Source organism: Glycomyces mayteni (assembly GCF_042428885.1).
Classification (GTDB): domain Bacteria; phylum Actinomycetota; class Actinomycetes; order Mycobacteriales; family Micromonosporaceae; genus Glycomyces; species Glycomyces mayteni.
On record NZ_JBHMBP010000001.1, the window covers coordinates 1269863 to 1288871 of the forward strand.

General features: G+C 70.2%; 16 protein-coding genes and 1 pseudogene. 8 read left to right on the forward strand and 9 right to left on the reverse strand.

Going from position 1 to position 19009, the window contains the following annotated elements; genetic code table 11:
• Nucleotide 1 precedes the first annotated feature (1 nt).
• The 5 genes from ACFFXY_RS05850 to ccsB are packed head-to-tail and all read left to right on the forward strand — an operon-like array spanning nucleotide 2 to nucleotide 4124.
• Nucleotides 2-571, forward strand: a complete 570-nt coding sequence (locus tag ACFFXY_RS05850; protein WP_382346907.1) for a TlpA family protein disulfide reductase — start codon at nucleotides 2-4, stop codon at nucleotides 569-571.
• On the forward strand, nucleotides 571-717 hold the full coding sequence (locus ACFFXY_RS05855; RefSeq protein ID WP_382346910.1) for a hypothetical protein: 147 nt from the start codon (nucleotides 571-573) through the stop codon (nucleotides 715-717). The genes ACFFXY_RS05850 and ACFFXY_RS05855 overlap by 1 nt, the downstream gene beginning before the upstream one ends.
• Nucleotides 718-757: 40 nt before the next feature.
• The gene (locus ACFFXY_RS05860; RefSeq protein WP_382346913.1) at nucleotides 758-1522 is read left to right on the forward strand and encodes a cytochrome c biogenesis CcdA family protein; all 765 of its coding nucleotides are present in this window, start codon (nucleotides 758-760) and stop codon (nucleotides 1520-1522) included.
• Entirely contained in the window at nucleotides 1519-3120 is a 1602-nt protein-coding gene (gene resB, locus ACFFXY_RS05865; RefSeq protein WP_382346916.1) for a cytochrome c biogenesis protein ResB, read from the forward strand. Before ACFFXY_RS05860 ends, resB begins: the two co-directional genes overlap by 4 nt.
• Complete coding sequence (ccsB, locus tag ACFFXY_RS05870) at nucleotides 3117-4124, forward strand: c-type cytochrome biogenesis protein CcsB (protein ID WP_382346919.1); 1008 nt, start codon at nucleotides 3117-3119, stop codon at nucleotides 4122-4124. The genes resB and ccsB overlap by 4 nt, the downstream gene beginning before the upstream one ends.
• Nucleotides 4125-4312: 188 nt before the next feature.
• Here the strand turns inward: ccsB and ACFFXY_RS05875 are convergent, their stop codons facing one another.
• The 5 genes from ACFFXY_RS05875 to ACFFXY_RS05895 all read right to left on the reverse strand — a co-directional run bounded on the left by ACFFXY_RS05875 (nucleotide 4313) and on the right by ACFFXY_RS05895 (nucleotide 9143).
• Nucleotides 4313-5929, reverse strand: coding sequence for a WXG100 family type VII secretion target (locus tag ACFFXY_RS05875; RefSeq protein WP_382346922.1), 1617 nt, complete (start codon nucleotides 5927-5929; stop codon nucleotides 4313-4315).
• Nucleotides 5930-5931: 2 nt separating this feature from the next.
• Nucleotides 5932-6636: a hypothetical protein gene (locus ACFFXY_RS05880; protein WP_382346926.1), complete on the reverse strand. Its 705-nt coding sequence runs from the start codon at nucleotides 6634-6636 to the stop codon at nucleotides 5932-5934.
• Nucleotides 6637-6647: 11 nt separating this feature from the next.
• Entirely contained in the window at nucleotides 6648-6977 is a 330-nt protein-coding gene (locus ACFFXY_RS05885; protein ID WP_359945484.1) for a hypothetical protein, read from the reverse strand.
• Between the two features lie 199 nt (nucleotides 6978-7176).
• The gene (locus ACFFXY_RS05890; protein WP_382346929.1) at nucleotides 7177-8259 is read right to left on the reverse strand and encodes an MHYT domain-containing protein; all 1083 of its coding nucleotides are present in this window, start codon (nucleotides 8257-8259) and stop codon (nucleotides 7177-7179) included.
• Nucleotides 8260-8339: 80 nt separating this feature from the next.
• Nucleotides 8340-9143 (reverse strand): MHYT domain-containing protein, encoded by an 804-nt coding sequence (locus ACFFXY_RS05895; protein ID WP_382346932.1) that lies wholly within the window; start codon nucleotides 9141-9143, stop codon nucleotides 8340-8342.
• 637 nt (nucleotides 9144-9780) lie between these two features.
• Here ACFFXY_RS05895 and ACFFXY_RS05900 point away from each other — a divergent pair.
• The 3 genes from ACFFXY_RS05900 to ACFFXY_RS05910 all read left to right on the forward strand — a co-directional run bounded on the left by ACFFXY_RS05900 (nucleotide 9781) and on the right by ACFFXY_RS05910 (nucleotide 13956).
• Entirely contained in the window at nucleotides 9781-12918 is a 3138-nt protein-coding gene (locus ACFFXY_RS05900) for a nitrate- and nitrite sensing domain-containing protein (RefSeq protein WP_382346935.1), read from the forward strand.
• 45 nt (nucleotides 12919-12963) lie between these two features.
• Complete coding sequence (locus ACFFXY_RS05905) at nucleotides 12964-13362, forward strand: roadblock/LC7 domain-containing protein (RefSeq protein ID WP_030161947.1); 399 nt, start codon at nucleotides 12964-12966, stop codon at nucleotides 13360-13362.
• 216 nt (nucleotides 13363-13578) lie between these two features.
• Complete coding sequence (locus tag ACFFXY_RS05910) at nucleotides 13579-13956, forward strand: DUF742 domain-containing protein (protein ID WP_125249874.1); 378 nt, start codon at nucleotides 13579-13581, stop codon at nucleotides 13954-13956.
• 12 nt (nucleotides 13957-13968) lie between these two features.
• Here ACFFXY_RS05910 and ACFFXY_RS25410 read toward each other — a convergent pair whose 3' ends face one another.
• The 4 genes and pseudogenes from ACFFXY_RS25410 to ACFFXY_RS05930 form a co-directional block, all read right to left on the reverse strand.
• Nucleotides 13969-15438: an HNH endonuclease signature motif containing protein gene (locus ACFFXY_RS25410; RefSeq protein WP_512700548.1), complete on the reverse strand. Its 1470-nt coding sequence runs from the start codon at nucleotides 15436-15438 to the stop codon at nucleotides 13969-13971.
• 132 nt (nucleotides 15439-15570) lie between these two features.
• Nucleotides 15571-16518: pseudogene (locus ACFFXY_RS05920) on the reverse strand (DUF222 domain-containing protein); the annotation flags it as partial.
• 295 nt (nucleotides 16519-16813) lie between these two features.
• Nucleotides 16814-17239: a roadblock/LC7 domain-containing protein gene (locus ACFFXY_RS05925; protein ID WP_091048495.1), complete on the reverse strand. Its 426-nt coding sequence runs from the start codon at nucleotides 17237-17239 to the stop codon at nucleotides 16814-16816.
• Nucleotides 17236-18768, reverse strand: coding sequence for a hypothetical protein (locus ACFFXY_RS05930; RefSeq protein ID WP_382346940.1), 1533 nt, complete (start codon nucleotides 18766-18768; stop codon nucleotides 17236-17238). The genes ACFFXY_RS05925 and ACFFXY_RS05930 overlap by 4 nt, the downstream gene beginning before the upstream one ends.
• Nucleotides 18769-19009 lie beyond the last annotated feature (241 nt).

Genomic DNA, 19009 nt, shown 5'->3' on the forward strand with positions numbered 1-19009 from the left:
CATGCTGGCTGCGGCACCGCTGCTGGCCCTCGCGGCCTGCGGCGAGTCCGGTGAGAACGCCGACCGGGTCAACGAGATCAACCGGGACCGCTTCGTCTCCGGCGACGGCTCGAACTACCGGTGGGAGGACCCCGAGGAGCGCTTCGACGCGCCCCGCCTCCAAGGGACCGACCTCGACGGGAACCCGGTCGACACCGACGAGTGGGCCGGGACCGTCCTCGTCGTCAACTTCTGGGGCTCCTGGTGCCCGCCCTGCGTCGCCGAGGCCCCCTACCTCGTCGAGGCCGCCGAGACCCTCGCGGGCGAGCCGGTCCAGTTCCTCGGCGTGAACATCCGCGACACCGCCGACGCCGCGAAGGCCTTCGAGCACCGCTGGGGCGTCCAGTACCCGTCCATCGAAGACGAGGCAGGCCGCATCGCCGACCAGTTCGTCGACTACGGCCTCTCCCCGAACGACATCCCCGCCACGATCGTCATCGACGCCCAGCACCGCGTGTTCTCCATCTGGCGCGGCGGCCTCGACGACACCGAGACGATCGTCGCCGACGTGACCAAAGCCCTGGAGTCCTGATGAGCGCCAACCCTTCCGGCAACCCCGCCCTCCGCAAGGCCGCCAAGCGCGCCGTCATGGCCGGAACCGCCGCCGTCGCCGTCACCTCCCTCGTCAAGCGCCGCCTCAACCCACCCGAGCCCCCCGTCCGCGAGGAGGCCGAGTGACCCGCCCCCAGACCGCCCGGCCCCGGCCGCAGGTGGCCGCGTGAACCCCGCCGAGACCGCCGCCTCCGGGCCGCTGCTGCTCGCCTTCGGCGTCGCCGCGCTCGCCGGGCTCGTCTCCTTCGCGTCCCCGTGCACCCTCCCCCTCATGCCCGGGTACGTGTCCTACGTGACCGGCATGAGCGGCACCGAACTGCGCGGCGACGACCCCGCGGCACGCCCCGCCGACCGCCGCATCGGACGCGTCCTCACCGGCGCGCTCCTGTTCGTCGCCGGGTTCACCGCCGTCTACACCGTCCTCGTCTTCGCCCTCCAGAGCGCCGGACGCGCCCTCCTCCAGAACACCTCCGTCCTGGAGACCGTCGCCGGGGTCGTCATGATCGCCATGGGCCTCATGTTCATCGGCCTCATCCCCACCCGCGGCGGCTTCGCCCCCAGATGGCGGCCCGCCGTCGGCCTCGCCGGGGCGCCCCTGTTCGGCGCGGTCTTCGCGCTCTCCTGGATCCCCTGCACCTCACCGGTGCTCGCCGCCATCACCAGCCTCGCCGTCATCCAGGACGGCACCGCCCGCGGCGTCGGCCTCATGATCGCCTACTGCGCCGGGCTCGGCCTCCCGTTCGTGCTCTTCGCCGTCGGCATGCACCGCCTCGCCCGCGCCCTCGACTTCCTCAAGCGCCACGGCCGCGCCATCTCCGTCGCGGGCGGCGTCATGCTCGTCGCCGTCGGCGTCATGCTCGCCACCGGCGCCTGGGGCGAGTTCACCAACTGGCTCAGGGCCACCGTCGGGACCGGGGTGAGCATGCTGTGACCGCCACGCTCACCTCCCCGCCGCGCAGGAAGCCCAAGGCCGCCAAGCGCCTCCGCGCGTTCGGCCGCCGCTGGTGGCACCAGCTCACCGCCATGCGCACCGCGCTGATCCTCCTCCTCGCGCTCGCGCTCGCCGCGATCCCCGGATCGACGTTCCCGCAGCGGTCCATCAGCACCGTCGACGTCGCGAACTACTTCGACGAGCACCCCGACCTCGCGCCGTGGCTCGACCGCGTGTGGGCCTTCGACGTCTACACCTCGCCGTGGTTCTCCGCGATCTACCTGCTGCTCATGATCAGCCTCGTCGGCTGCATCGTCCCGCGCCTCGGCGTCCACTGGAAAGCCCTGCGCGCCAAGGTCCCCGACGCCCCCAAGCGCCTCTCCATCCTCCCGTACCACCGCGTCCTCGACCCCGGGACCGACGCCAACCAGGGCCGCGCCCGCGCCGTCCTCAAGCAGCGGCGCTGGCGCACCGCCGTGCGCGAGCACGAGGACGGCACCGTCGTCATCGCCGCCGAGAAGGGCTACCTGCGCGAGACCGGGAACCTCCTGTTCCACACCTCGATCATCTTCGTGCTCGTCGGCGTCGCCGCCGGGAGCCTCATGAGCTGGTACGGGAACCGCATCCTCTCCGAGGACAAGGCGTACTGCAACAACCTCCAGCAGTACGACGAGTACGGGCTCGGCGCGTGGGTCGACGAGACCGACCTGCCGCGGTTCTGCGTCACCCTCGACGAGTTCGACGCCGAGTTCACCAACGGCGGGCCCACCGCCTTCGACGCCGACGTCACCTACGAGACCACCGGCGACGACGGGACCGAGACCGGCGAGTACGACCTCAAGGTCAACCACCCGCTGAACATCGACGGCACCAACGTCTTCCTCATCGGCCACGGCTACACCGCCGTCGTCACCTACACCGACCGCTACGGGCAGACCCAGACGCTCCACCAGGAGTTCCTGTCGATGGACGCGGCCCTGAACTCCGAGGGCGCGTTCAAGTTCCCCGACGCGAACGTCAACCCTGAGACCGGCGCGGTCGACGAGGACGCCGAGGTCGGCTTCGACGCGATCCTCGTGCCCACCTTCGACGACTCGACCGCGATGCTCCTCGGCTCCGACCCCGAGCTGAACAACCCCGTCCTCGCGCTCACCGCCTACACCGGCGACCTCGGCCTGGGCGACGGGCTGCCCGAGTCGGTGTACTCGGTCAACGAGGACCAGATCGCCTCCGGCGCACTGGAGCAGGTCAACGACGACGTCGAGGTCATCGGCGTCGGCGACGCCATGACCCTCCCCGACGGGACCACCCTCACCTTCGACGGCGTCGAGCAGTACGCGGTCCTCCAGGTCCGCCACGACCCCGGCGGGCCCGTCGTCCTCGCGGGCGCGGTCCTGCTGCTCCTCGGCCTCCTGCCCGGACTCGCCGTGCGCCGCAGGCGCTACTGGATCCGGTGGAACCCCGACGGCACCGTCGAGACCGCCGGCCTCAACCGCAACGACTTCGACGGCCTCGACGAGGAGTGCGACGAACTCACCGCCGCGATCGCTCCCGACTTCCAGCCGCCGGGAACCAGTACCGACAGGAGTGACCAATGACCGGTGCCGAAGTCGCGAACGCCCTGTTCGTGGCGACCATCCTCGTCTACGCGGCGGCGATGTTCTCCTACGCCGTCGAATACGCCTTCGACAAGCGCGCCCCCAAGCGCGCCAAGGCCCTCGCCGCCTCCGGCGGCTCAAGCGGCACCGTCGCCCCCGGCGGCGGAGCCGACACCGCATCCGCTGCCGCCGACGCCTCCGACGAGGGCTCCTCCGAGGCCCCCATCAGCCCGGCGGCCGCCCGCGGCGCGGGCCGCCTCGGCCTCGTCCTGACGTTCCTGGGCACCGCGGCCCTCGCCGCGAGCATCGTCGTCCGGGTCGTCTACACCGGACGGTGGCCGTGGGGCAACATGTTCGAGTACACGGTGGGCGTCGCCCTGGCGGGCATGGTCACCTGGCTGATCCTCGTCTCGCGCGGCTCCGTCCCGCGGCGCCTCGGCCTGTTCGCGACGTTCGCCGTCACGATGGTCCTCGGCACCTCGGTCCGCGTCTACACCGAGGCCGGACCGCTCGTCCCGGCCCTCGACTCGTACTGGATCATCATCCACGTCACGGCCGCCATCGTCGCCTCCGGCATCCTCCTCATCGGCTGCGTCTTCGCGATCCTGCACCTCCTGCGCCGCGGCCACGACCGCCGCGTCTCCGACGGCAAGCCGGTCCGCTTCCCCATCAACATCGCCGAGCGCCTGCCCGACGCCACTGTGCTTGAGCGCCTGACGTTCAAGATCCACGTCTTCGCGTTCCCGCTCCTCACCTTCGGCATCGTCGCGGGCTCGGTCTGGGCCCACCTCGCCTGGGGCCGCTACTGGAACTGGGACCCCAAGGAGGTCTGGGCCTTCATCGCCTGGGTCGTCTACGCCGCCTACCTGCACGCGCGCGTCTCCGGCAAGTCCGCCAAGGCCAACGCCCCCTGGATCGCGATCCTCGGGTACGCGGTCATGCTGTTCAACCTCACCGCCGTCAACCTCGTCTTCGGCGGCCTCCACTCCTACGCGGGGGTCTGACTCTCCGCCACGGAACGCCGACACGGACACGGACACCGATCGGGCCCCCTTGCGCGCCAGTGCAAGGGGGCCCGATCGCTCCATCAGGTCGATTCAGTTCGGGTCGGTCCGGCAGGTCTGGGCAGGTCCCGGCCGGTTCGGAACTGGTTCAGTCAGGACGGCTGCTGTCGGCTGCTGTCAGTATTCGGCTAGGCGAGCGGGTCGTTGTCGTCCTCGAACCTCGCCAGGCCCCAGACGTCCTCGTCCTCGGTCAGCCATGTGTCCTGGCCTTCGCCGTCCTCGTCGCCACCGGCCCCCGGGCGTCCGCCCGCGCCGCCGCCCATCATCCCGGCGCCGCCCGCGGTCTTCCCGAACAGCCCCTGGCCCTTCCCGAGCCCGGCCCCGCCGGCCTTGGCACCGGCCCCGGCGCCAGCACCGACTCCGCCGCCCGCGGGCCCGAACAGCCCCATCCCGGAGCCCATCCCGCCCCCGGCGCCACCGCCGGGAAGCCCACCGGCCCCGCCGCCCGCACCGCCACCGGGCAGCCCGCCCGCCCCGAGCCCGCCGCTGGCGAGACCTCCGGACGGGTCGTCTTCTCCGTTCCCCGCGTCGTCGGGGGACCAGGACGGCACGGTCGACGTGGTCGTCCCCTCCCCGAATTTCGTCGTGCTCGCAGGCGGGTTCAGCCCGCTCGACCCGGAACTCGTCGGCGACCCGTTGAAGTCCCCGCCGCTGGGAGGGGAGTAGCCCCCGCCGTCGAGGTCGGCCCCGGACTCGCGGAAGGTGGTGTCCTGCACGGTCTCGACGGTGGGGCTGAACTCCTGCGTCGTGATCTCCGCGTCTTCCCAGCGGGCGATCACCGTGTCGTTCTGCTCGGCGGCGCGGTCCTGGTAGTCCTCGGAGCCGCTGTCGTAGTCGCGCTTCGCGCGCGTGTCGCCGTCTCTCTTGGCGAGATCTTCGGCCTCGGTGCGCAGCTCGGCGTCGGTGGCGTCCGGGTTCTCGCTCTTCAGCCGCGACAGGTGGTACTCGGTCTGGTCGGTGACGTACTGGCCCAGCTCGTTGGCGTAGTCGCCGTCGAACCCGCCGAGCTCCATGGCCCGGTTCGCGGAGTCGTCCTCGCCGTCCCACGAGCAGCCGTCGGTGACCTCGCACCCGCCGTCGGTGAAGGGGGGCCGGTGGTGCACTTCGGGATCGGAGAACAGCCCGCCCTCGTCCTTCACCCAGTACTGGGGCGCGGGGTAGGGGAGCTCCTTCGAGTCGCCGCCTTGCAGGGCGTAGATCTCGTCGGCCGCCTGGTTGAGGAGGCCCGACATGCCGTCGGTGCCGTCGCCGATCTCCGCGCCGATCTGCTCGCAGTTGGTGAAGACGGTCTCCATCTGCTCGGCGAACGCGTCGAAGTCGGTGCCCTGCCAGCCGTTCGACAGTTCCGAGAGCTTGGTCCGCAGGATCGAGGCGACGGCCGTGGACTCGTTGGCGGCGAAGTCGAACTGCGCGGTCGTCCACTTCTCGGCGATCGTGCGGAGCGCGTAGTCGTCGCCGTTGGCCGGCCGGATCTGGGCGACCATCGACTGGACTTCTTGCGGCGTCGGGGCCGCCGTTCCGCCCGCGACGCACTGGAAGCTCTCGGCCTGGCCCGCGACGGGGATCGCCGATACCAGCTTGATCCAGGCCACCTCTGCCGGACTCTGCCGGTTCGTGCAGTTGGAGTCGGCGCAGCCCTCGCCGTTCACGAGGTACGACTCCTCGGCGGACGCCACGCCCCCCGACGCCGTCCCGCCCTCCATGCCGCTGTAGTCCTCGGTCGCGTACTCGATGTCGTCGCCCATGGCTACTGCACCTCCGTTATCCGCTCGTTGACGGTCTGGTTCACCTGCGGCAGATAGGTCTCGATGAACCATTGCCGGAGGCCGTCCTCGGTGAAGGCCAGCGCGGGATCGCCGCCGCCGCGGAGCCCGTAATCGTTGGAGTGGTAAAGGTCGATGTGGAACACCCACTGCCCGTCCTGGGCGATGACCTGCGTGTACGGCTGGTCGGCGTCGCCGACCCACGAATAGGCCGCGCCCTGGTCCCAGGGGTCGCCGATCTCCTCCTGCACGAGGTCCTGTCCCTCCGCCGCATCGGACTCGATGCGCGAGACCCGTCCTGTGAACAGGTCGGCCGCCGCGTCCTCGCTCTCGGCGGGGATGATGCCGACGCTGAACTCGCCGCTCATCGAGTAGCCCTCGTAGTCCCCGAGGTTGAAGAGGCCGTTGCAGCCCAGTGCGTCCGGGTCCCAGGTGTTGCCGAGCTCGGAGTTGCCGGGGAGCCCGCCCTCGGAGGTCGAGGCGCCCCAGCCGACGATGCCCATGTAGTCGGTGACCGGCTGGAGGTCGCCGAGGACCTCGCAGGCGTTCCAGGAGGCCATCGCGGCGTAGACGGGGTCGTCGCCGCCGCCGTCGGTCGCCTCCCCGGAGGGCTCGTCGGCGCTGTTGCAGGCGGCGAGCAGGAGCGCGGCGGTTCCGGCGGCCGCGGCGGTCTTCGTGAATCGCTTCATGGTGAGGGGTCCTAGCTCTCGGTGTCCGCGTCTGGTGCGCTGAGGATCTGGACGTTCAGCTCCTCGGAGTCCGTGTGGACGCCGAGCGAGTCGTTGAGCGTCACGATCGCACCGTACAGGTCCTGGCGGAGTTTCTGGAGGTTGTTCCAGGTCTCCTCGTGCGCGCGTGCGTAGTCGGCGCGGGCCTGCTGCGAGGCTTCGAGTAGTCCGAACCCGGGCTCGACGCCGAGTTCGTTGCCGGACACGAGCTTCTGGGTCAGCTCGGTGACGAAGTTGAGCCTCGCGACCAGCTCGTCTCGGAAGGCTTCCAGGTATGCGGGATCGAGGATCCGTTGGGCCATGACGGGACCTCCGGGGTTAAATCGGGATCATTTGCTCTGAGCTTCATGGTATCGGCTCGTCACTGATCGTGTGGTACACCGAAACCCGGTCGGGCGCATGGAATCGACGGTGCGTAGCCGCGCATATATATAAGGTGCACGGGAACGGCCCCCGCTCTCCAGAGCGGGGGCCGTTCGGGCTGCTTGCCGGGTGCGCGGGTCAGTGGCCGCGGGGGTTGGGGGAGGTGCCGTTGCGGGCGGCGCCGTAGCGTTCGGCGGTGACGTCGAGGTCGGCCTGCTGGAAGGATCGCTGGGCGCGGGGGTGGTCGGGGACGATGCGGGGGATGTCGTCGTGGCCCTGGGGGGCGGGGACCGGGGGCGTCGCGGGGCGCTGGTCGGGGACGTAGCCGGGGGTGCGCTCGGTGCGGTTGCGGACGCGGCCCGGGGTGCGGGCGCGCTGCTGCTGGGAGCGGAGGCGGTCGACGCGGATGGCGCCGGTGGCGGTCGGGAGGACCTCTTCGTCCTCGACGTGGATGCCGAGCTGCTCGCGGCGGCTGACGGTTTTGGGGGTGGTCCCCATGAGCGCGAACAGGAGCACGATGATGCCGATGGTGGCGACGCCGAGGATCGGGAGGATCAGCATGATCGGGTCGATGCCCTCGACGGTGTCGCGGCCCTCGTTGTAGAGGGTGACGCGCACGCCCGCCATGCCCGTGTAGTGCATGCCGCACACCGCGATCGCCATGACCACCGCCGCGGCGGTGTGCCACTTCCAGCCTTCGAGGTACATGCCGCAGAACAGGGCCGCGGTGGCGGCGACGACGGCGATGACGACCGAGGCGACGAAGTAGGTCTGGTCGTGGGTGATGTGCCCCGAGACGTTGATCGCGGCCATGCCCGAGTAGTGCATGACGACGACGCCGAGCCCGGTGAGCGGCCCGGCGATGAGGATCTTGCCGACGGTGCCGCGGGTGCCGGTGCCGGCCACGAGGAGGCCGAAGAACACCGAGCCGACGGAGGCCACGAGGCTCAGGAAGGTGACGAGCGGGTCGTAGGCGATGTCGGAGCCGAGGACCTTGAAGCCGATCATCGCCGTGAAGTGCATCATCCAGATCGCCGTGGCGCCCAAGGAGAATGCGGCGAGGGCGATCCACTGCACGCGCTTGCGGGCCGCTTTCACCGTGCCGTCCTGCCGGCGCGCCTGCGTCATGCACATCAGCGCCAGGATCGAGCCCGCGAAGGCGAACCCGAACGACATGATCGGGTTGATCCACCCATAAGTGAAGTGACTCACATGTTCCATCAGTGGTCTTCCTCCTCAGGCAGATGCCCGTATCCGGAATGTTGCGCGATTGGAATCGACGCGATTTGAAACTTATACGACTACTGTCCGGCTGCATCCGCAAGACGGACAGTTGCACTAGGACGGTCATTTCGGTCCGATCCGTCGAGGTTCGGCGAGGCCAGCACCCCGAAGACCATGCCCACGATCGCGATGAGCGCCAGCAGGAGGATCGGCAGCAGCAGGATCAGCGGGCTGATCCCCGCGATGTCCCCGCGCGAGGGGCCCTCGACCTCCACCGCCGCCATGCCCGTGTAGTGCATGCCGACGACGGCGACGCTCATGACGGCCGCGGCGAGCGCCATCGAGCCGCGGCGGTCCACCACCGCCGTGAAGCGGAGCGCGACCGTGGACGCGACGACCGCAACGGCCGCGGACGCCGCGACGAGGACCGGGTCGTAGACGACCCGCCCGCCCGTCGCGACCGCCGCCATGCCGGTGTAGTGCATCCCGACCACGCCCGCGCCGCAGAGCAGCCCGCCGAGCAGCAGGCGCGGCCAGCCAGCGCGCCTGCCGCCCGAGACGGACAGCCCGGTCCCCACGGCGAGCACCGCGAGCCCGAAGGACAGGGCGGTGAGCGCGGGGTCGTACGCGATGTCCGCACCGGTGACGGTGAAGCCGATCATCGCGATGAAGTGCATCATCCAGATGCCGATGCCCCCGATGGCCAAGGACGCCATGAGGGTCCAGCGCAGCCGCGAGCCGCGCGTCGCAGCGGCGCGGGCGTAGCGGGAGGCCGAGAGGCCGAGGTAGGACCCGGCGGCGGCGAAGGCGAGGCCCATCGCCGGATTGAGCCAGCCGTACGTGAAGTGGTGGTGCTCTAGGGTGACCGCGAGCGGGTCCATGGGGTTACCTCCTGGAAGGCGTTGTGGGTCAACGGTGCCTCAACGGGGGGTGGAGTCTGTCGCACAAGAGGTGCGATTTGTCCGGCGCGCGGCCGGGGATATGCAGGATCTGTCCGGAACGCGTGGTCGCATGGACCCGCTGCGTCACTGGACTAAGGTGGCGAAACGGTCGCTACCGACCGTGCTCGCGATGCCGCGCAACGTATCGACGGCGGTGATTTTCCGCGGACGGGGCCGTTGGTCTGAGCCTCATCGTCCGAGTAGTCGCTTTTCTCGACCGGACGGCCGAATACGCGGTAGGTGTGTGTCCGAAATACCAGCGTTTCTTGTGATCCGCCCGGTAACTCGGTGCGATACGGGCCCGAGTTCAGTACTCCGGTACGCCCCTGGATTTCGACGCCCTCATTCGTCATGATGGAATCTGCTGGGCTTCACATGCCGAACCCCCGCCGCCCCCGGCGGCAGGACGGCAGCCGGCGCGCGCCGTCGGCCCGAGACCGAGCCCGGCCCGGCACGGGCCCGTCGGTCTGACACAGAGGACCACCCCAGGAGGCTAGACAAGGTGAGCAAGCGCAGCTCGAACCGTGCGGGTTCAGCGGCTCGACGAGGACCGCTCGGCCTGCCCCGCATCGCCGACATGCGAATCCGGTCCAAGCTGGGACTGATCCTCCTCGTGCCCCTCGTCGTCCTGGTGGCGGTCGCCGGCCTCCGCCTGTACGACCTCGCGGACCGGGTGTTCGAGTCCCAGGACATGGTGAGCCTCGTCGAGTTCAACGCCGTGACCGCCGAACTCCGCTACGACCTCCAGGTCGAGCGGTCCCTGCTGGTCACGCACCTCCGCATCGGCGACGAGCACGTCGCCGACATCGACGTCTCCCAGTACGACGAGGCGGCCGTGGCCGCCCGCCAGGCCGAGACCGACGACGCCCTCGCCCAGTTCAACGAGAAGGCCGACGGCCTCCCCGACATCTCGGACGACATCTCCAACCGCATCGACGCCGTCCGGACCCAGTACGAGACCCTCGTGCAGATCCGCCAGGCCGCCGCCGACAGCCCCGACGGCGTCTCCATCGACCAGACCTCCCGCGTCTACCAGCGGCTCGTCGCCGAGCTCGTGACGATCACCGACATCTCCTCGCGCATCGTCAACGACCCCGAGATCGCCCGGAACCTCCAGGCCATCGCCGCCGCCACCACCGTCCTGGAGACGCTGGAGGAGGAGCGGTCGATCGCGATCAACGTCGGCAACGGCAAGAACTTCATCAACAACACGCGCTGGCAGAACTTCATCGCCTTCGCGAAGCTCCGCGAGACGGCCGAGGACGAGTTCAAGACCGTCGCCGACCGCGACGAGCAGCTCGCGTTCTTCTTCAGCCCCGGCGGCCTGAACACCGGCGAGGCCGAGGCGGCCCTGACGTTCGAGAACGACGCCGTCAACGCGGGCACCGCGAAGCCGCTCGAAGTGAACGCCGCGGTCATTGACTCGTACAACGCGATCCTTGAGAACGGCCTCGACTACATCAACGACGAGTCGGAGCAGGTCCTCGCGGACGCCGAGAGCGACCTGAACGCGCAGATCTTCCAGCTCCTGCTCGAAGCCGTGCTCATCCTCGCGGCGTTCGTCGTCGCGACCGTGGTCGCCCTGCTCATCGCCCGCAACATGGCGACCGGGCTGCGGCGCCTGCGCGAAGGCGCGCTCGACGTGGCGCACGTGTCGCTGCCCCAGGCGGTGGCGCAGATGCGCGACGCGGAGACCATCGGCAACCGGACCCCGGACGAGGTCGCCGCCGACACCGGCGCGGTCATCGACATCGACCAGCGCGACGAGATCGGCAACGTGGCGCACTCGTTCAACATCGTCCACACCGAGGCCATCCGCATCGCGGCCGAGCAGGCCGCCCTGCGCGCCAACGTCTCGCAGATGTTCATCAACCTGGCCCGCCGGTCCCAGAACCTGGTCGACCGGCTCATCGGCCACCTCGACCACCTGGAGCGCGGCGAGGAGAACCCGGACCGCCTGGCCGAGCTGTTCCAGCTCGACCACCTCGCGACCCGCATGCGCCGCAACGACGAGAACCTCCTGGTGCTCGCCGGTGCGGACTCCACCCGCCAGGAGCGGTACCCGGCCCCGATCGGCGACATCCTCCAGGCCGCCCAGTCCGAGGTCGAGCAGTACACCCGCATCGAGTTCGGGTCCCTGGAGGCCGAGCGCGAGATCCGCCCGGCCGCCGTCAACGACCTCGTGCACCTCATCGCCGAGCTCATGGACAACGCGACCGCGTTCTCCCCGCCGGAGTCCCCGGTCCTGGTCGAGGCCGAGCAGATGCGCACCGCCGAGGCCCCGCAGGGCGCCATCCGGGTCCGCATCCACGACGTCGGCATCGGCATGCCGCCCGCGCAGATCGAGGACATCAACCGGCAGCTCTCCGAGTCCGCCGACGTCATCGACCTCGCGTCCTCGCGCATGATGGGCCTGGTCGTGGTCGCGCGCCTCGCGAAGCGCCACGAGGTCCACGTCGAGCTGCGCCCCGGCGAGCAGCGCGGCACCGTCGCGGAGGTCATCCTCGGCGACGCCGTCCTGACCGAGGCGAAGCTCCCCGAGCGCGGCCTGCGCTCCGGCGTCCCGCTCGACGCGGTCAACGGCTCCGCGCCGCGCGGCGAGCTCCTGTCGGGCATGGAGGCCACCGGCGCGCTGCCGCGGGTCCCCGAGAGCCCCGCGGGCCTGTTCGACACCGCCGCGCCCCAGGCCCCGCACTCCCCGCCGCCGCCGCAGCCCACGCCCCCCGCGTGGCAGCCGAGCGCCCCGCCGATGCCCTCGCGCCCGAACGTGCCGCCGCACCCGGTCGAGCCCGTCACCGGCGAGTACCCGATGCAGCGCCCGCAGCAGCAGTCGTTCCAGCCGCCGTTCCCGCAGACCGCCCCGGCGGACGAGGAGCCGGGCTTCATGTTCCGCCCCGGCGGCCTCGCCGACGAGCGCAAGGCCAACGGCAAGGTCATGGAGGTGACCGGGGAGATCGTCTCCTCCGAGCACGTGGCCCTGCCGAAGATCCAGCTCGAAGCGTGGACCCCCGAGCCGGAGCCGGCGCCCCCGTCGTGGCCCGACGTGGCCGCGGCCCCCGCCGGGACCGAGGCGCCCCGCGCCGCCCGCCGGGACCGCGTGTCCGCACTGGACGCGACGACCGAGCTGCCGATCTTCCGCGAGGTGGAGTCCGCCTGGTTCAAGGCGGTCACCCCCGCGCCCAAGAAGGTCGAGGACGAGGCCGCCAAGGTCGAGGACGCCCCCGCGTCGTCCTTCCGGGCCGCCCCAGCGGCACCCGCGGAGGTGGCGGACGCAACCTCGCCGCGCTACGCTGACCAGTCAGGTGCGGCCGAGTCCCCCGCCCCGGCTTGGGACGCGGCGCCGCCGTCCCCTCCGCAGCCCACGGAAGGCCCGACCATGCAGCACACCCCCGCCGCCGACGAGTCGCCGGCCGCTGCCCCGGGCATGGAACGCCGCCGCCTGACCTCCCCCGAGACCGACACCGGGTCCTACGCCTGGCGCACCGCCGCCGACGACGGGTGGTCGCGCGTCGACGACGCCTTCGCGGAGACCATCGAGGAGACGACCACGGTCGGTCTTCCCAAGCGCCGCCCCATGGAACGCCTCGTTCCCGGCGCGGTGGAGGAATCTCAGGAGACCGTCAGCGCGCAGAAGCGCAACCCCGAGGGCATTCGGGGCCTGCTGTCGGCCTATCACCGTGGGGTGCAGCGAGGACGTGGCAATGACGGCAACTGAGTCGCTGATCCGCAACACGGCAGACGCTACTAAGGAGCGCAAACGATGAGCACTGGTGGAACCTCGGTCCAGGACCTGGGCTGGCTGCTGGCCGGCTTCGCCGAACGCGTGCCGGGCGTGGCCCACGCCGTGGCGGTCAGCGCCGACGGTCTGCTGCTGGCGTCCTCCCGGGACCTGCCAAGGGACCGCGCCGACCAGCTGTCGGCGGTGACCTCGGGTCTGGTGAGCCTGACCCAGGGCGCGTCCCGCTGCTTCGAGGGCGGCGCCGTCCTCCAGACGGTTGTCGAGATGGACCGTGGCTTCCTCTTCCTGATGTCCATCAGCGACGGTTCCTCGTTCGCGGTGCTGGCGTCGAAGAACTGCGACGTGGGCCAGGTCGGCTACGAGATGGCCCTCCTGGTCGACCGGGTCGGCCAGGCCCTGACGCCTTCGGCCCGAAGCTGATCCGGGCCGCTTCCGGTGCGCGCTTGGCGCAACGGGTTGCGGCACGGTAGGCTCCATTCGAGCGGAACGCAGCACGAGTGGGACGAACTGAACAACGACCCCTCCGTCGCATCCCCAGGCGACGGGCCGGTGCCTCCCCGGGCATCCGGTACATGGATAACTGACAAGACTGCGGCACAAGGGTTGTGGGATCCGAGGCCGTAGTTGGAGGTAACAATGGTCCTCGGTGGTGATGAGCCTACTGGCTCACTCGTCAGACCGTACGCGGTCACGCGCGGCCGTACGCGGCCGCAATTGGAGATCGCCCTCGAAGCGCTGGTGGAGACCACCGCGCGCGGCAGGTCCGGGCAGTTCCTCGGCGGCAGGGAGCAGAAGGTGATCGTCGACCTGTGCGGCGGCCGCCTCCAGTCCCTGGCCGAGATCGCCGCACGCATGGAGGTGCCCCTCGGGGTCGCCCGCGTGCTGGTCGCCGACATGGCGGCCGACGGCTTGCTGGCAGTGCACGAACCCACCGGTTTCGACGCGGACGGCGCCGACGAATCGGTCGGAACCGAGCTCCTTGAGCGCGTTCTCAGTGGACTCAGGAGGCTATAGACCCTAATGAACTCACCCGCAGACACCTCTCGTGTGACCTCTGCCAAGATCGTCATCGCCGGTGGCTTCGGCGTCGGCAAGACGACCTTGGTCGGCTCGGTCTCCGAGATCACCCCGTTGACGACCGAGGCGATCATGACCTCCGCCTCCGAGGGCGTCGACGACAACAACCTGGTGCCCGACAAGGCGACGACCACGGTCGCGATGGACTTCGGCCGCATCACGATCGACCAGGACCTGATCCTGTACCTGTTCGGCACCCCGGGCCAGACCCGGTTCTGGTTCATGTGGGACGAGCTGGTCCGCGGCGCCATCGGCGCCATCGTCCTGGTCGACACCCGCCGCCTCGCCGACTGCTTCTCGGTCATCGACTTCTTCGAGCACCGGAAGCTGCCTTACCTGGTGGCGGTCAACTGCTTCGACGGCAAGCAGCTCCACGAGATCCAGGACATCCGCGATGCCCTCCAGATCTCCCAGGAAGTCCCCGTCGTCTACACGGACGCGCGCAACCGCGAGTCCACCAAGCAGGTGCTCATCAAGCTCGTCGAGTACGTGCTCTCGATGCGCCGCACCCGCACCGTCGGCGTCCACTAAGTGCCCACAAACGGACACCCGACAACAATCGCGACCCGCGCCTGACCCGCGCGGCGACCGTCTAGGCTGACCCAAAACACCTGGACCATAACGAAGGGGCGCAAGGCAACTCATCTGCCTTGCGCCCCTTTGGTGTTCCCTGGGCGGGGCGGGGCGGGTCGGGGCGGAGTGGGTGGGGCGGGGAGGGGACGGGAGTGGATTGCAGCTTTGCCGTTGAGGGGTGGTGCTGGTTAGAGCGGGCGGCGACAACGGGGTGGGTGGTGGGGTGGGGTTGGGTGCTGCGGCCTTCGGGGGGTGATGGGGTGCGGGTCTTTTTGGCGGCGACGGAGGGATGTGGGGGCGGGCCGGGGTTGGGGTGTCGGGCCTGGGGTCTGGTGTGCTTGTGCGCCTGGGCCTTTGCTTGGTCCTCCCGGCCCGGTTGGCTGGCCGGGGCGGGCCTCCTAAGGAAGGCGGGTCGCCTCGGCTGCCTGCGGGGACCGGTGCGGGTTCCTTGGGTTGGGGTGTGAACCGTGTTCGGCATTTGGCTCGGGCGGCGCGGATGGCGGCGAGGGCTCGTTGCCTTTCGGCTGCTTCGGTTCGTGAGTCCAGGTCGGGTTTGAGTGTGTCCGACCATTCGCTGCGGTAGAGCCCGGTCGGGAACACATCCCAGTCCGATCCCCGGTGTTCGGTGTCCATGTCGGCATCGGTCCGCCAGTCGGAGCATCCGCACTCTCTGGCCTCCTCGGCCCCGGTGTGGGTGTCGGGGTGGTTGTGGTGGGTGATGGTGGCTTGGCCGGGCCCGGTCTTCGCTACCGTCCAGCCTGCGGTGTGGATGCGGCCGTGGTGGAAGCGGCACAGCAGGATCAGGTTGCTGGCGTTGGTCTCGCCCCCGTCGGCCCAATGCTGGATGTGGTGGGCTTCGGTCCAGGCGACCGGCCGCGAGCAGCCCGTCCAGGCGCAGCCTTCCCGCTGCTCCAGTTCGAGCTTGCGGCGCAGGGCCGCGTTGGGGAGGCGCTTCTCCCTGCCCAGCTCGATCGCTTCCCCGGTCTCGTAGTCGAAGACGCCGGGGATGACACCGGCTTCGCAGGCGAGGTGGCGGGCTTTGGCGACACTGACCGGCTGGCCCTCCAGGAGGGGCGTGCGGCCGGTGTCTTCGCCCTTGAGGGTTTCGATGTCGACCATGAGGTCGAGGGTGGCGGTGTGCCCGTGGCGTTTCACGGCGTCGGGGGAGGTGCCGTATCCGGCGAGGAGTTGGTGGAGGGCTTCGGCGTGGCGGTTGGGCTGGGCCGGAAGGACCTCGTCGGGGTCCTGCTCGTCCTGCCTGGGTGGCGGGCAGGCGGTCTTCAAGTATTTGTCGAGCAGGCGACCGGTGTCGGAGGAGAGTTCCCCGGAGAGGGCCCACATGCCGTTGTCCTGTTCGGCGACTTCGATCCACTGGAGGGACTGCTCGCCGAGGGTGTCGAGGAGTTCGGTCTCCTCGGCCAGATGCGCGGCCAGCTCGTCAAGGTGGCGTTGGAGGTCTTTGAAGGGGGCGTGGGTGCAGTACTGGGCGATCAGGTGCTCAGGGGTCGCGCACAGGGTGTCGGCATTGAAGGGGGAGGCCACGGGGGTGCGGAAGGGGGTGAGGGTGAACAGGCGCATCGCCGGGGTCCGGTCGAGTTGGCGGACGGCGTAGGCGACCTGGTCGATCCTCGCGTCGCCTGAGACGGCTGCCTCCACGAGGGCCTGGAACTTGGAGGAGAGGCGGGCGATGGCCGCGATGTCCGAGGCGGTGCGGTGGGTGAAGTCGAACTGGGAGAGCAGGAGGTCCCGCAGGGCCGAGTAGCCGAAGGCGGTGCGGTGGAGGTTGGCCTCTTTCATCGCGATGACCGAGGACAGGACTGCCGCGTATTGGGAGTTGACCACGGTGGCGGCGTCTTCGAGGAGGGTCCGGATGGTCTGGGCCTGGTCGCTGGTGCTGGTCCGGCTGTGGATCGTATCGGTCGCCATCGGGATCACCCCCTCGTACTGTTCTCGAATGTCTTGCTGTTTTCTGTCTGCCTGTTCGATTGCCGTGCTTCAATTGTGACTCTGTGTGCTAAAGTGCGTCAACACCCAGAAGGGTGATCTTTGGTGAGGAAGTTTCGACCCGCCTCACCCGCACCATGCCAGGCTCCCACCGCGGACCCCATGGCCGCCAACCCGACCCCGCCCGCCCTGGGACCTCTTCGTCGCTGCCCGCTCTAACCCAAAACAAAACGGCCCCAAAGCAGCAGAGCTGCCTCAGGGCCGTATCAGCGCTTGCTTAGACGACCTTCGGGATCGAACCGGTATTGGTCAGGGCCTCGTTCAACAATGGCCCCACCTGCATCGTGAACTGCCCGAGCTCGTACCCGAGCTGTTCTCGATCGCATTGCGACACAGCGAGAAGCGTCAGGCAGATTTGCGGCCCCACCGGGGCCGCCAGAAGCACGCCTTCCGCCATCTCGACGATGACCTGCTGCGCAGGGCCATGATCCATCGATCGCCCAGCGCCCTCGCCAATAGAAAGCAGCCCGGAGCCGATGCCCGCCAGCTGATCGGCGCGCTCCTTCGGCAGTCCGGCGGACACCGCCAGCGGCAGGCCGTCGACGCTCACCAGTACGGCATGGGACAGCCCAGGGGTGCGGGCGACGAGGGAGCCGAGGAGCATGCTCAGGGAGCGCTCGTAGACGCCGAGGTTGGCGCTCATCGGGCGGCCATCCTCTCCGTCCTGGCGGGGCTGCCGGGGCGGCCGCCGCGGGCGCGGCCCCAGCCTCGGAAGTAGCCGGCGGTGTTCTGCGCCAGCAGTTCGGGGTCGCGGTCGATGGGCTCGTCGAAGCGGGGGTGCTCGTCGGCGACGACCGCACCGGGGACGAGGTTGGCCTGCGGCTTGCGGCGCGGGAGGCCGGCTGCCGTGGTGGGCTCCTCGGTGGCGGGGGTCTCGGTGGCCGAGCGGGCGGTGCGCCAGCCGTCGTCGCCGGGGAGGTTCCACGACTCGGATTCGGGCTCTTCGCTTTCGGGCCGTTTGAACCAGGCGCTCTTGGCCTGGCCGAAGATCAGGAGGCCGTCGTCGTCGGCGGCGAGCGCCGCGACGTCGACCATGGCGACATCCTCCCGCGGCTGCCACGGGTGGCGGCGCGGCGGCTCCTCGTGGGGGAGCTCGGCGGGCTCGGCGCGGCGGCGGCGGATCGAGCGGGTCTGGCTGCCTTCGCTGTCGACCGGCTGCTGCATCGACGGCGAGGAGAACGAGTCCGGGAGGACCTGCGTCGCTTCGAGGTCGGGCATGACGACCGAGTGGAGCTGCGACGCGGGGTCGAGGGCGCGCAGGCTCTGTCGGTCGGGGAGGTCGCCGGGGAGGCGGACCGTCCGGTGCGTGTCGGAGTCGTGCCCGCGGCCGCGGCGGCGGGACGTGCGGTCCTCGTCCACCTGGGGCGGGGACATGTGCGGAAGCGCGGACTCGGGCTTGGGGCGCTTGGCCTGGAGGAGGCCGATGAGCCCTTCGAGCGAGCGGTCCCAGGCCGAGACGGCCTCGGCGGTGGCGGACACCGAGGGGGCGACGGACGGGTCGTCGCCGCCGCCGATCTCCCTGATGGCCTCGGTCAGGGCACCTGCCATCGCCGCAACCTGTCCCGGGTCGGCCACGGTGGCGAGGTCGGCGGCGAGCTCCTCGGTCGAGATCGACTGGAGGGCGCCGGGCTGGGGGAGCCGGGTGAGGATCGCGACGGCGTTGGCCTCGCTCGGGTCGTCCCAGGCGGCCAGCGCCGCCGGGAACACGGCCCGCAGGAGGCATGTGAGGGCCTCTGCCGCGTCGTGGCGCGCACGGGCGGCCGATGCCACGGTGTCCAGGATCGGGCGCAGAGCGGCGACCTCAGGGCGTGCGGCGAGGGGCTGCCCGGCGACCTCGCCGGTGGCGAGTCCGCGGGCGATGGCGATGGCGTCGTCGAGGGCGTCCTTGGAGCGCAGCGCCCGGGAGTCGGCGCGGACGACGAGCTGTCCTGCGGCGGCCGCGAACTCGGCGAGCTGGACGACGTCTCCGGCGACGGAGATGGAGACGGACTGGCCGGGGGCCGACCTGGCGAGGAGCCCGTTGAAGCGGACCCAGCCGCGGGGGTCGTCGCCGAAGGTGTCGGTGGCGATGAGGCCGCCTCCGGCGGCCACGAGGGCGACGGCGCACGCGGTGTCGCCGTGCCCGGCCCCGGACACCTGCTGGTCGGTGGTGATGCCGCAGAACACTTGCACCCGCGGAGCTCCTCTCGTAGGGCGCGCAGCCGGCGCTGTCCCCTGTCGCCGGGGCTGGTGCCCGGCCCGTTTTTACCAGTCCGTTATCAGTTTTCCGCAGAATACTCGGTTCTGCAAGCGGACTGCCTGTGCGGGTTCGCCTACGGAGCGAAGGCCATAGCACACATATCCGTCAATTCGCTGGCAGTCCCGACCTGCCCATTCCCTTGTGGAATAACGCAGCGGAGCCGCCGCGGGACTG